This is a genomic window from Paenibacillus sp. J22P143 (genome assembly GCF_059692035.1).
On sequence record NZ_JCAUAQ010000024.1, the window covers coordinates 25030 to 37875 of the forward strand.

Consider the following 12846-nt stretch of genomic DNA (forward strand, 5'->3'; position numbering starts at 1 on the left):
AATATGAAAATTGTAGACATCCGAGCGACAACTGTCACCGTTCCGCTTGAAGCGACGATTCGCCATGCCATCGGTGCACATTGGGGACGCTTCGTTCGTACAATTGTGGAGGTAGAAACCGACGAGGGCTTAATTGGTTACGGGGAGATGGGAGGCGGCGGGGAGAGCGCCGAGCAGGCGATCACCGGGCTCAAATCGTATCTGGTCGGACATGATCCGTTTCAGTTAGAGGAGCTGCGGTTCAAAATTTGCAATCCGACAGCAAGTCTATATAATAACCGTACGCAGATTCATGCAGCTTTAGAGTTTGCTTGCCTGGATGTGATGGGCAAGAAACTCGGCATCCCGGTCTATCAGCTGCTAGGAGGCAAAGTCCGCGACCAGGTGCCTTTTGCCAGCTACCTTTTCTTCCGTGCACCGAATGATCAGACTGGCAAAGAAGAGGTGCGCACGCCAGAGCAGCTTGTCCAGCATTGCCGCGAGCTGAAAGAAAAGCACGGCTTTACGGTACACAAGCTGAAGGGCGGCGTATTCCATCCCGATGCAGAGCTTGAATGCTATCGCGCTCTGGCCGCAGCCTTTCCGCAGGATCGCTTGCGCTACGATCCGAACGGCGTGCTGAGCGTCGAGGAATCGATCCGTTTCGGTCATGCGATCGAAGGCTTGAACAACGATTATTACGAGGACCCGACATGGGGCTTGAACGGCATGCGTCGGGTTCGGCAGATGGTGCGCATTCCGCTGGCAACGAACCAGGTCGTCGTCAATTTCGAGCAGTTAGCCGCCAATGTGCTGGATCTTGCAGTGGATATGATCCTGCTCGATACCACCTTCTGGGGCGGCATTCGACCTTGCGTGAAGGCGGCTGGTGTCTGCGAGACGTTCCAGCTCGGCATCGCTGTGCATTCTTCCGGCGAGCTTGGCATTCAGCTAGCCACCATGCTTCATATGGGAGCAGCCGTACCTAATCTGTCTTTCTCGGCCGATGCGCATTACCATCACTTGACCGATGATATCTTAGTCGGCGGGAAGATGAAATACGAGAACGGCGCCATTCGCGTTCCTGAAGGACCAGGTCTTGGAATCGAAGTAGACCGAGATAAAATCAAGCAATACGCAGAGCTATACAAGGAGCTTGGCGGCTACACCTATGACCGGGATCCGTTGAGACCGGGCTGGTTTCCAATCGTCCCTAACGAACGATGGGCAAAAATTTGAGATCCTGGAGGTCTTACGAATGAAAATGCGATATAGGCCGCAGCGCAATTACGGTTGCCGAATACATGACCGTTATACCTACTTGGGTCTCGATACCGTCGTATTGGAGAACGACTTGGTTCGAATCTCCATCCTTGCCGGCAAAGGGACTGAAGTTTTTGAATATACGTATAAACCTGCGGGATTGGACTACATGTGGCTCTCTTCCGGAGGCGTTCAAAACCCATCTGAATATTTGCCGACTTCTCCAGATCCCATATCCACGATGGTTGACTATTATCCTGGCGGTTGGCAAGTCGTATTTCCAAATGGCGGGCCGAGCTCTGTGTATAAAGGAGCACAATTCGGCCAACATGGGGAAGTATCCCATATGCCGTGGGATTGGGAGATTGTCGAAGATACGGAAGAACGTATTTCCGTTCGCTTCAGCATTCGAACGAAAAAGGTGCCTTTCAGTCTTACCCGCACGTTCACGTTGGAACGAAACTCTCCGGCGCTAACGATCAACGAGGAAATCGAGAATTTAAGCGCGTTCTCGCAGCAGTACATGTGGGGCCAGCATCTCGCCTATGGTCAGCCATTCGCCGAACCAGGGTGCTTGATACGGCTGCCAGATGAGATCGATGTGATAACAGAGTCGAATAACGCCCCTGATAGCTCATCTGTTCAAATAAACAGCGATGGGGCTCAGCGTTGGCCGCACAACCGGGCGTCGGACGGCTCGTTAAAGGATTTGTCTGTTCTTCCTGAACGAGGAACTCCTTCAGACATTTGCTATTTGACTGGCTTCAAGGGCACGGCTTGGTATGAAATCGAGAATCCGCGACTTGGCATCGGATTCCGCGTCGAATGGGATGCTGCAACACTCCCTTATTTATGGTACTGGCAGGAGTTCGGAGCATCCGACGGGTACCCTTGGTACGGACGAAATTATAATATCGGTTTGGAGCCATTCGCCGGTTATCCGACCAAGGGTTTGTCAGAAGCCATCCGCAATGGCAGCGCAGGCGAAATCGGGCCATACGAGAAAAAGCAACTGCATCTTCGAACACAGCCGGTTATGTATAAAGCTAAGCTCGAGCAGTCGTAGGTTGTTACAAAAGTGAGTATTTGAAACTATGAAATAAAGTGGTGCCCCTCAATTTAATGAGGGGCACCACTTTTTGTTTATTCCAATGCCTTCAACAAGGCTGCAATGGCGAGTGCACATTCTGCGCGCGTCGCCTGCTCTGCAGGAGCGAAGTTGTTGTCTGCCCTCGGGCCCATTAATTTGCGTTCAGATGCTAAGGCAACGGAAGCTGCGGCCCAACTGGTGTGTGATCCAAACGTATCCCAAGATTAAAGTTGCGATCTGGTGGAATAGCATAGATTGGGACGGGGAAAATCCGGCTCGGATATATGAGATTGATAGAAACGAATCCGTAATGAATGCCATGCAAAGTGGATTAAACGCATTGCTGAATGAACATTATTAAAGTCTCACGGCTTTCTGCAAAATGGATGTTGCATCGTAATAATCAACGATTTAATATCGTTTGCATAGGGTAGGGGGCTATGATAAAATGCAATCAGTAAGGAGTGATTGTGATGACAGAAGAGAGCAACACACACGAGATGTGTGCAACTTCAAGTGAACGAAAGAGCCATCATTCCGACAAAGCCAAGGGTAATCTGATTACCCGACTGAACCGCATCGAGGGGCAAATTCGAGGGGTTAAGGGGCTCATTGAGAAGGATACGTATTGTGACGATGTGCTAAATCAGATTTCTTCCATCCAGTCCGCGCTGAATGGGGTCAGCAAGCAATTGCTTGAGCATCATATGAAAAGCTGCGTCATTGATCGCATTCAAGAAGGCGATGAAGAAGTGATTACCGAATTATTGACAACGATTAATAAGCTCATGAAATGAGGATCTGGAGGGCGGTATGAACTCCGGATTCTTTCGCATATTACCCTTGACTTTATATAGGGTAGGGGGGTATTCTAATTTTATCATATCAAACACATAAAGGAGAATGAACGATGCAAAATGTCACGTTAAAAGTAACAGGTATGTCTTGTAACCACTGTGTGAATTCAGTTGAAGGCGCTTTGAAAACGCTGGGTGCTGTAGGGAAAGTTGACTTAGCAAGCGGAACGGTCCAAGTGGAATTCGATGAAAATAGGCTAACGCAAGATGCCATTAAAGAAGCGATTGAAGATCAAGGATACGACGTCAAATAAAAGAGGTGTAGATGATGGAGACTGCTAAATCAGCAGCTGAGACTAAACAAACCTCACTACAGATTCCCGGGATGACGTGCGCCGCCTGTGCGAATCGCATTGAAAAAGGGTTAAACAAGCTTGAAGGGATCACGGAAGCGAATGTAAACTTCGCGCTGGAACGAGCAACGGTCACTTATGATCCTAATCGAATTGATGTTGCCAAGATGGAACAAAGCATTCAAAGGCTTGGCTATGATACAGCGAAGGAAGCCGTTGATTTACAGCTTGAAGGCATGACTTGTGCGGCATGTGCCCAGCGGATTGAGCAGGTCTTGAATAAATTACCTGGCGTAAGCGTAGCAACGGTTAATTTTGCGATAGAAACTGCACATGTGGTGTACAATCCAGCAGAACTCACGGTATCTGAAATGCAGAAGCGGGTGGAGAAGCTCGGCTACAAAGCAGTCTCCAAACAGGAGCAAGGCGACCCATCCGAACATCGCCAACAAGAGGTTAAAAAGCAACAACGTAAGCTGCTGCTATCTGCGATTTTATCACTGCCGTTGCTATGGGCGATGGTGAGCCACTTTTCGTTTACATCATGGATTTGGATACCGGAATTGTTCATGAATCCGTGGTTTCAATTGATCATGGCGACGCCGGTTCAGTTCTACATCGGAAGACAGTTCTATGAAGGTGCTTATAAAGCGCTGCGAAATGGCTCTGCCAACATGGATGTACTGGTATCACTGGGGACCTCGGCGGCTTATTTCTATAGTCTGTATTTGACGATCGATTGGTTGATTGGTGGCGCTAGCGTGCATCATGGGCCGTCTTTGTATTATGAAACAAGTGCTGTACTTATTACTTTAGTCATCATGGGGAAACTGTTTGAATCACTGGCAAAAGGACGGACATCGGAGGCGATTAAGTCTTTGATGGGGCTGCAGGCCAAGACGGCGTTGGTCATCCGTGAAGGCATAGAGCTCAACATACCAATTGATGAAGTGATGGCAGGGGATATCGTCCTTGTCCGTCCTGGAGATAAAGTGCCCGTTGATGGAGATGTGCTAGAAGGATTATCCGCTGTGGATGAATCGATGCTCACGGGAGAGAGTCTTCCTGTAGAGAAGAAGCCAGGTGATGCTGTTATTGGGGCAACGATCAACAAAAACGGAATGCTTCGCATTCAAGCGACGAAAGTCGGGAAAGAAACCGCGCTGGCACAAATTATTAAAGTTGTCGAAGATGCGCAAGGCTCTAAAGCACCGATTCAACGGGTAGCCGACGTCATTTCTGGGATTTTTGTCCCTATTGTTGTGGGTATTTCTCTTGTGGCCTTCCTAGTCTGGTATTTCGTGGTGACACCGGGCGATTTTGCAGGAGCTTTGGAAAAAGCTATCGCCATCTTGGTTATCGCTTGTCCTTGTGCACTGGGTCTGGCGACGCCGACTTCGATTATGGCGGGATCCGGACGCGCAGCCGAACTGGGCATCTTGTTCAAAGGCGGCGATCATCTGGAGCAGACCCATCACATTGATGTGATTATTTTAGATAAAACAGGCACTGTCACCAAAGGGAAGCCGGAGCTTACTGATGTTCATGCAATTGGCGACGAAGCGGAATTCCTAAGACTTGTGGGCGCCGCGGAGAAAAATTCGGAGCATCCCCTTGCTGAAGCGATTGTGGCAGGCATTAGAGCGGAAACCATTGAAATCCCACAGACAGAAATGTTCGAAGCGATCCCTGGATATGGCATTAGAGCTGTCGTAGAAGGGAAAGAGCTATTGATCGGGACGCGACGTCTCATGGAGATCAACAATGTAGATGCGCAGGGTGCTTATGACACGATGTCGAAGCTGGAGGAGTCCGGTAAAACAGCTATGCTCGTCGCCATCGATAAACGGTACGGGGGTATAGTAGCTGTTGCGGATACCATCAAAGAATCTTCACAGGCCGCAGTTAGCCGACTGAAGGAGATGGGGATTCAGGTTATTATGATTACGGGCGATAACGAACGGACGGCAAAGGCAATTGCTGCTCAAGCGGGTATCGATCATGTGCTTGCCGAGGTTTTGCCTGAAGGAAAAGCAGATGAAGTGAAGAAGCTGCAAGCCCAAGGAAAGAAAGTAGCCATGGTTGGGGATGGTATTAACGATGCCCCAGCGCTGGCGACGGCTGATATCGGGATGGCCATCGGAACAGGCACGGATGTGGCGATGGAAGCCGCAGATGTGACGCTGATGCGCGGTGACTTAGCGAGTATCCCGGATGCGATCTACATGAGTCGTAAAACGATGAGCAACATCAAGCAAAACTTAGTCTGGGCGCTTGGTTACAACACGTTAGGCATTCCAATTGCTGCGCTAGGCTTGTTGGCACCTTGGGTAGCAGGTTTGGCAATGGCATTAAGCTCGGTCTCTGTCGTTCTTAATGCACTTCGACTTCAGCGTGTTAGGATTCGTAACTAATTTCCTTAGATATAGGAGAGATTGACGCGTGTATATTCAGAAAATAGGGCTTATAGCAGTCGTGCTCGCGCTTGGACTCTTAAGTGCATGCTCATCTCACAAAGATGCAGCAGGAAAGAGTGAGCATGCCAGTCATATGGCAACTTCTAGCCCAACAAGTGCAGATGAACACAGTGGACACAGTGCAGAACAGCCGAAAGTATCTACCAACATTAAAGCCTTGTTTACGTTCCCATCGACAAGTCTGAAGGCAAATGATAAGTCGGAATTAACGATCCAAATCACGGACAATGCCGGCAAATCCATTACTGATTTTCAAGTTAATCACGAGAAATTAATGCATCTCATTATTATCGATCATCAATTATCGTTCTTTCATCACATCCATCCGGAATATCAAGGGAATGGCAAGTTTACGATCAACACGAGTTTCCCGACTGGCGGGGATTATAAGCTCATTGCTGATTTTGTTCCAAGTGGCGGAACCAGCACAACGCTTAGTCAATGGGTGAAAGTAGAAGGTAAAGAGGCAGAGCATGCCGCGATTACAGCCGACAGTAAACGTATGAAAGAGGTTAGCGGCAAAACAGTTGAGCTTTCCTGGAACAGTATGAAGGCTAAAGAAGAAGTAACGCTAACTTTTACGATTCGTGATGCTCAGACGAACAAGGATATTACGAATCTACAACCATACTTAGGCGCTGTAGGCCATGTTGTGATTCTGTCGGCTGATGCGGAGCAGTATATTCATGTACACCCGCTAGATGAGAAGGCGACTGGCCCTGTTGCAAGGTTCGCGACTTCGTTCCCGGAAGCGGGTACCTATAAGATTTGGGGGCAGTTCCAGCATAACGGAGAAGTGTTTACGGTCCCCTTCGTCGTTGATGTGAAGTAAGCCCATAATAAACCCAAGAGCCCTTGATTCCTCCACCAGGAGGGACCAAGGGCTTCTTCGGTCATTTAAAAGAAATTATGGCTTGGGATTTACCGTAGATCCTGGTTGACGCAGATGGAGCAGTTCTGAAAGCTGTGTAGCCAAGAAAATAGGCGTATAGGGTAAATCATTGCGAAGCCAGTAGACAATCGTACCAATGATGGCCGAGGAGCCGTACCAAATTGCGATATCTTTTTGAACTTTCAGGGTTGAGGATCCCTCTAGCTTGTCTATTCGACTGGTGATAAAATCAGCGATTAGCTTCATAAGTCGCTCCGTAAATATGGGTATACGCTTGGAAGCGAGCAGTACCTTATAGAAATTTGAATTGTCCGCGATATGCTCAAGCATTTGGATTAGGATGTGAATGTTAAAACCTGGCGGGTCAGGAATTTTATTTAAGATGGCTTGGATTTCGTTAACCATTTCTTCGGATAACTTATCTAACATATCTGGAATATCTTTGTAATGAAGATAGAAGGTAACACGATTAATCGTCGCTCGCTCCGCGATGCGATTCACGGTTATTTTCTCAAGCTCAAGCTCCTGAAGTAATTCGATAAAGGCATCTCGAATCAATTGGCGCGTACGAAGTACACGCGGATCTATTCGTTGTGATTTTGTTGACATGAGCAATCACTTCCTTCTCCGCTAATGTGATATGCGACAAATTCTGCAAGATCTGTAGATTATGTAATAGATAGACTACAAATATTGTGAAACTGTAAACTAATAAACATTTATAAGAAAGCTGTTGCTTGTGAACATTAAACTAGATGACTATAATACTATTTACATCAAGTTTATTATACAACACTATGTCAATTAGTTGTGGAATTGAAACTGAAAGGAATATGTGAGTATGAGTAAAATTGCAGCATTTGATCCTAGTTCTATTAAGAAAGGTCCTCTTCTATTTGTTATGATACTGGGGGCGTTCATTGCCGTTCTGAATCAAACGATAATGGGCGTTGCCTTACCGCCACTCATGGTCGAATTCAATATTGCCGCATCAACTGGACAATGGCTGACCACGGGTTATATGCTAGTGAACGGTGTTTTGATTCCAATAACGGCATTCCTGATGCAACGCTTTACGACGCGTGAGCTGTTCCAAGCGTCAATGATTATTTTCCTCATCGGTACGATTGTTTCAGCAACGGCGCCAGGCTTTGAGTTGTTGTTGACTGGTCGTTTGATTCAAGCAGCTGGGGCTGGTATTATCATGCCGCTGCTTATGAATGTTATTTTGACGATCTTTCCACCAGATAAGCGTGGAGCAGCTATGGGAATGGTTGGTTTGGCAATCATTTTTGCTCCTGCCGTCGGTCCTGCTCTAGCTGGTTATATTTTGGAACATTATTCATGGCGTACTCTTTTCTATGGCATCATACCAATTGTTGTTGTTGTAATTGGCGTTGCTTTTATCTATCTGAAAAATGTCTCAGAACGTACGTATCCTAAAGTTGATATCTGGGGTGCTGTTCTCTCGACAATCGGATTCGGTTTCCTTCTTTACGGCTTCAGCAGCGCTGGCGGCAAGGGTTGGTCCAGTGCGGAAGTTATCGTATCTATCATTGTCGGTGTCGTCGCTTTGATTTTGTTTACTTGGCGTCAACTGGTTATTAAAGATCCGCTTCTGGATCTTAGGGCATTCAAACACAACATGTTTACCCTGACCACAATAATCAACATCGCGGTTACAATGGTTATGTATGCGGATATGATGCTGCTTCCATTGTATTTGCAGAATGCTCGCGGTTATACCGCGTTGGAGTCTGGTCTTCTTATGCTCCCTGGAGCGCTGCTTATGGGCCTCATGATGCCAATAGCTGGTAAATTGTTTGATAAGTTCGGAGCGAAGTGGTTGTCCATTATTGGAATGGCCATTACCATCGTAACCACAATCGGATTCATCAATTTGACGGATTCGACAAGTTATACGTATTTAGTTCTTATGTCCACAGGACGACGTTTCGGGATGGCACTATTCTTAATGCCAATCACCACGGCGGGTCTCAATCAATTGCCTTCCAGACTCAATGCGCACGGTACGGCTATTTCCAATACCATCAAGCAAGTGGCGGGTGGCGTAGGTACGGCGCTACTGATCACCGTTATGACGACGAGAACCAAATCTCATCTCATAGAAATAATGACGGCAGGCAAAACAGCGACTGCTACGAAAGAAATGATCAAAGAAGCATCTATTCAAGGGATTAATGATTCCTATCTGGTCATTATTGGCATCGGAGTCGTTGGCTTGCTGCTTTCCTTCTTCATTAAACGTGTAGGTCAAGCGGAGGAAGAAGAAACAGAAGTCACTGTAAAAAGGAAACCTGTTAGTGCAACGTAGTAAGGATGAAGAGCTTTTCCCTTGTAATGAGGGAGAAGCTCTTTTGTGTTTTCACAAATAAGTCCTTGGAAAATACTCACTTATGATCTAGAATTTTCTTATCTGAGATGCAGTTTGGCGGAGAAGCGACACATCCCACATTCCCGATTACTTTTATCGGGTATTTTAGCAGTCATTCTATTGTTCATTAACGTATCGGATCTTTCGGATTTCCCAGGGTTTAACGAATAGCTAGAAGAAGCGAGATCGAGTACAGCATTCTCTTGATGGGAGTGTGCTGTGCTCTTTCTTTTTGAGTCTAGAGGGATGCCTGCGATTTGTGTATAATGAGACAAGTTGACGAATGGACTCGGTTTTTCTGAGAACTGAAAGGTCTGGATGCAAGATGAAGGAGTGGAATTGTTTTGTTGGTTCAAAAGTTTAAAAATGCCTGGTTCTCGAACGTCCGTAAGGATGTACTCGCGGGCATAACGGTAGCCTTAGCGCTAATTCCCGAAGCTATCGCCTTTTCCATCCTAGCGGGTGTAGACCCGATGGTGGGGTTGTATGCTTCTTTTTGTATTGCTGTGACGATATCCATTGTAGGCGGGCGCAGAGGGATGATTTCTGCCGCTACAGGGGCTATGGCCTCGTTGATGGGACCTGTTGTGGCGAAATACGGGATTGAGTATTTATTCGCCGCGACGATACTTACAGGCGTCCTCCAGTATGTGATGGGGGCTTTGAAATTTGGCAGGTTCATTACATTTATCCCTCATTCGGTGATGACGGGGTTCGTGAATGCGCTGGCGATTATTATTTTTATGGCGCAGTTCCCAAGCTTTGAAGGGGCAAACTGGCAGATGCCGTTAATGATTGCGGGAACGCTGGCGATTATTTATGTGCTGCCGAGGTTCACGAAGGCGGTGCCTTCTCCGCTCGTAGCGATTATTGTCATGACCATTATATCCATGAGCTTGCATCTGGATCTTCGGACAGTTGGGGATATGGGCAAAATCACGCAAGATCTGCCATTTTTTCATATTCCACAAATAGATTTGTCTTTCGAGCTGATCTGGCGCATGCTGCCATTCTCGTTGGCACTCGCGGTTGTTGGCATGACGGAATCCCTGATGACGGCAACGATTGTGGATGAGATGACGGAAACGAAAAGCGACAAAAACAAAGAGGTTAAAGGCCAAGGGATCGCGAATGTGGTCTCAGGGTTGTTTGGCGGGATGGCAGGCTGTGCCATGATCGGACAAACGGTTATCAATGTGAAATCCGGTGGCAGAGCACGTTTATCGACTTTCGTTTCTGGTGTATTTCTCCTCTTCCTTATTCTCGTTCTTGGCGATGTGGTGAAACAAATCCCCATGGGTGCGCTGGTTGGCGTGATGTTCATGGTATCCATCGGGACCTTCGATTGGAACTCGTTACGAACATTAGCTAGAATTCCACGGAGCGATGCGCTTGTCATGGTCGTGACGGTTGCCATCGTTTTGGCCACTTCAAATTTGGCGATTGGTGTTGTAGCTGGTGTTATGTTAAGCGCATTGGTATACGGTTGGCGATCAGCAAGGATTAAGGCTCATGGGACGATCGAGAAGAATGGGACTAAGGTTTATCGTATAACGGGACAGCTGTTCTTCGGTACGATGGCGCATTTCGTGGAGCTTTTCGATTATAAAAATGACCCAGAAGCGATCATCATCGATTTCACCGCTTCTCACGTATGGGATCATTCAGCCGTGACGGCGATTGCCAAAACCATGCAAAAATACGAACAAATCCATAAAACCGTAACGATCATCGGCTTGAATACGGAAAGTAAGCATCTGATGGATCGTGTCGGATCGCTGCAACACTAGGCCTTTCAATGAGGGGTGAGGTTTACGTTGAAATTTCGTCCTAAGGCATTCGAACATGCCGCTAAATTCATGCATGTTGCGCTTATAGGTTCATTCATTAAGTGGATTTTTTATGGAAGCATTGTGGGGATCCTGACGGGGTCCGCTTCTGCGCTATTTCTAGCCAGCTTAGACCTTGTTACGGAGAAAAGATTGAACCATCCGTGGTTGTTGTTTCTTTTACCCGTAGGTGGGGCGTTAATGGCTTATGTCTATCTGAAAATCGGCAGAAATTCGGGCAGGGGGAATAACCTGATCCTCGAACAGTTGCATGAAGGTAAGGATACGATTCCTTTGCGTATGGCACCTTTGGTGCTTATAGGGACGCTAGTAACCCATCTATTGGGGGGATCGGCGGGTCGCGAAGGGACTGCTGTTCAAATGGGTGGAAGCTTTGCCGAATGGATCGGGCGAATATTCAAAGTGGGCGAGGCAGATCGGAAAATCCTGCTCATATGCGGTATCAGCAGCGGGTTTGGCTCTGTTTTTGGAACACCGCTTGCGGGAACCATCTTCGGCTTGGAAGTGGTCGCTATTGGGATGATGAGGTACCAGGCGCTGATTCCATGCTTTATCGCCAGCTTGGTAGCGCATCTCGTCACCACAGCGTGGGGGATACAGCATATTCACTATGCCATGGGGGCCGTCCCAATGTTATCCACAGGGGTTGTACTCAAGGTAGTTTTTGCTTCTATCCTTTTTGGGTTAGCCAGTATCTTATTTAGCGAGCTTACCCATGGGATGAAAAAACTGTACACGCGGCTATTTGCGAACCCTGTGTGGAGAGCCTTCGTTGGCGGTTTCGCCATTATCGCGCTAGTTGCGGTTTTCAGAACTAGGGATTACCTCGGGTTGGGCATACCCTTACTGCAGCAATCCTTCGAAGAGCCAGTTGCCCGCTTAGCCTTCTTATGGAAAACCGTCTTTACCGCATTTACGCTCGGAGCGGGTTATCTAGGCGGGGAAGTGACTCCTTTGTTCGTCATTGGTGCCACTATGGGCAATTCACTTGCCGATCTGTTAGGTCTTTCCGCGCCATTCTTGGCTGCTCTTGGGCTTATCGCGGTATTCAGTGGCGCGACGAACACACCCCTTGCGTGCTTCATTATGGGCATTGAGCTGTTCGGTTCAGAGGGGATCATCTACATGTTCATGGCATGTATCGTGAGCTATCTGTTCTCCGGCCACTCAGGGATTTACACGTCACAACGAATCGGTGTGTCCAAATCGAGGGGGCATACTGTTCCTGAGGGCGCGACACTGGGCTCGAGTAAGGTGAAGGAGAAGGAAAGTAAGAGGGAATGAAGGAATAATGGGAAACGGGCTGTCCTATAAAGTAGATATGTCTACTTCAGGACGGCCTGTGCAGAGGAGATAGTCGAAATAATCGACTATCTCAGGTACGTCCGAGGCAAAAGGAGGGGAGATAGTCGAAATAATCGACTATCTCAGGTACGTCCGAGGCAAAAGCAGGGGAGATAGTCGAAATAATCGACTAACTCAGGTACGTCCGAGGCAAAAGCAGAGGAGATAGTCGAAATAATCGACTATCTCAGGTACGTCCGAGGCAAAAGCAGAGGAGATAGTCGAAATAATCGACTATCTCAGGTACGTCCGAGGCAAAAAGAGAGGAGATAGTCGAAATAATCGACTATCTCAGGTACGACCGAGGCAAAAGCAGTGGAGATAGTCGAAATAATTGACTATCTCAGGTACGTCCGAGGCAAAAAGAGAGGAGATAGTCGAAATAATCGACTATCTCCTCTGAATC

At 47.5% G+C, this 12846-nt stretch carries 11 protein-coding genes; 10 read left to right on the top strand and 1 reads right to left on the bottom strand.

Features of this window, described 5'->3' with window-relative positions; genetic code table 11:
- Positions 1–3 precede the first annotated feature (3 nt).
- The 7 genes from AC58PQ_RS23615 to AC58PQ_RS23645 all read left to right on the top strand — a co-directional run bounded on the left by AC58PQ_RS23615 (position 4) and on the right by AC58PQ_RS23645 (position 6791).
- A complete protein-coding gene (locus AC58PQ_RS23615; protein ID WP_497245936.1) occupies positions 4–1218 on the top strand; it encodes an enolase C-terminal domain-like protein in 1215 nt (404 codons plus the stop codon).
- Between the two features lie 19 nt (positions 1219–1237).
- Positions 1238–2308 carry a DUF4432 family protein gene (locus tag AC58PQ_RS23620; protein ID WP_497245938.1) on the top strand — a complete coding sequence of 357 codons (1071 nt, stop codon included), beginning with the start codon at positions 1238–1240 and terminating at the stop codon, positions 2306–2308.
- A gap of 73 nt (positions 2309–2381) precedes the next feature.
- Positions 2382–2693 (top strand): hypothetical protein, encoded by a 312-nt coding sequence (locus AC58PQ_RS23625; RefSeq protein WP_497245940.1) that lies wholly within the window; start codon positions 2382–2384, stop codon positions 2691–2693.
- A 112-nt stretch (positions 2694–2805) separates the two neighbouring features.
- Positions 2806–3129, top strand: coding sequence for a metal-sensitive transcriptional regulator (locus AC58PQ_RS23630; RefSeq protein WP_497245942.1), 324 nt, complete (start codon positions 2806–2808; stop codon positions 3127–3129).
- Positions 3130–3242: 113 nt separating this feature from the next.
- On the top strand, positions 3243–3443 hold the full coding sequence (gene copZ, locus AC58PQ_RS23635; protein WP_497245944.1) for a copper chaperone CopZ: 201 nt from the start codon (positions 3243–3245) through the stop codon (positions 3441–3443).
- Positions 3444–3457: 14 nt separating this feature from the next.
- Positions 3458–5896: a heavy metal translocating P-type ATPase gene (locus AC58PQ_RS23640; RefSeq protein WP_497245946.1), complete on the top strand. Its 2439-nt coding sequence runs from the start codon at positions 3458–3460 to the stop codon at positions 5894–5896.
- 28 nt (positions 5897–5924) lie between these two features.
- A complete protein-coding gene (locus tag AC58PQ_RS23645; protein ID WP_497245948.1) occupies positions 5925–6791 on the top strand; it encodes a DUF8832 domain-containing protein in 867 nt (288 codons plus the stop codon).
- Positions 6792–6866: 75 nt separating this feature from the next.
- Here AC58PQ_RS23645 and AC58PQ_RS23650 read toward each other — a convergent pair whose 3' ends face one another.
- Positions 6867–7460, bottom strand: a complete 594-nt coding sequence (locus tag AC58PQ_RS23650; RefSeq protein ID WP_497245950.1) for a TetR/AcrR family transcriptional regulator — start codon at positions 7458–7460, stop codon at positions 6867–6869.
- A gap of 232 nt (positions 7461–7692) precedes the next feature.
- On the opposite strand from AC58PQ_RS23650, the gene AC58PQ_RS23655 reads away from it, so the two are divergent.
- From AC58PQ_RS23655 to AC58PQ_RS23665, 3 genes are all read left to right on the top strand, one after another.
- Positions 7693–9186 carry a DHA2 family efflux MFS transporter permease subunit gene (locus AC58PQ_RS23655; RefSeq protein ID WP_497245952.1) on the top strand — a complete coding sequence of 498 codons (1494 nt, stop codon included), beginning with the start codon at positions 7693–7695 and terminating at the stop codon, positions 9184–9186.
- A gap of 407 nt (positions 9187–9593) precedes the next feature.
- Positions 9594–11036 (top strand): SulP family inorganic anion transporter, encoded by a 1443-nt coding sequence (locus tag AC58PQ_RS23660; protein WP_497246034.1) that lies wholly within the window; start codon positions 9594–9596, stop codon positions 11034–11036.
- Positions 11037–11105: 69 nt separating this feature from the next.
- Positions 11106–12380: a voltage-gated chloride channel family protein gene (locus tag AC58PQ_RS23665; protein ID WP_497246036.1), complete on the top strand. Its 1275-nt coding sequence runs from the start codon at positions 11106–11108 to the stop codon at positions 12378–12380.
- The last annotated feature ends 466 nt before the right edge of the window (positions 12381–12846 follow it).

Coding starts and splice junctions, on each gene's coding strand:
- AC58PQ_RS23630 (WP_497245942.1), top strand. CDS start 2,806: ATGACAGAAGAGAGCAACACACACGAGATGTGTGCAACTTCAAGTGAA.
- AC58PQ_RS23615 (WP_497245936.1), top strand. CDS start 4: ATGAAAATTGTAGACATCCGAGCGACAACTGTCACCGTTCCGCTTGAA.
- AC58PQ_RS23620 (WP_497245938.1), top strand. CDS start 1,238: ATGAAAATGCGATATAGGCCGCAGCGCAATTACGGTTGCCGAATACAT.
- AC58PQ_RS23655 (WP_497245952.1), top strand. CDS start 7,693: ATGAGTAAAATTGCAGCATTTGATCCTAGTTCTATTAAGAAAGGTCCT.
- copZ (WP_497245944.1), top strand. CDS start 3,243: ATGCAAAATGTCACGTTAAAAGTAACAGGTATGTCTTGTAACCACTGT.
- AC58PQ_RS23650 (WP_497245950.1), bottom strand. CDS start 7,460: ATGTCAACAAAATCACAACGAATAGATCCGCGTGTACTTCGTACGCGC.
- AC58PQ_RS23665 (WP_497246036.1), top strand. CDS start 11,106: ATGCATGTTGCGCTTATAGGTTCATTCATTAAGTGGATTTTTTATGGA.
- AC58PQ_RS23640 (WP_497245946.1), top strand. CDS start 3,458: ATGGAGACTGCTAAATCAGCAGCTGAGACTAAACAAACCTCACTACAG.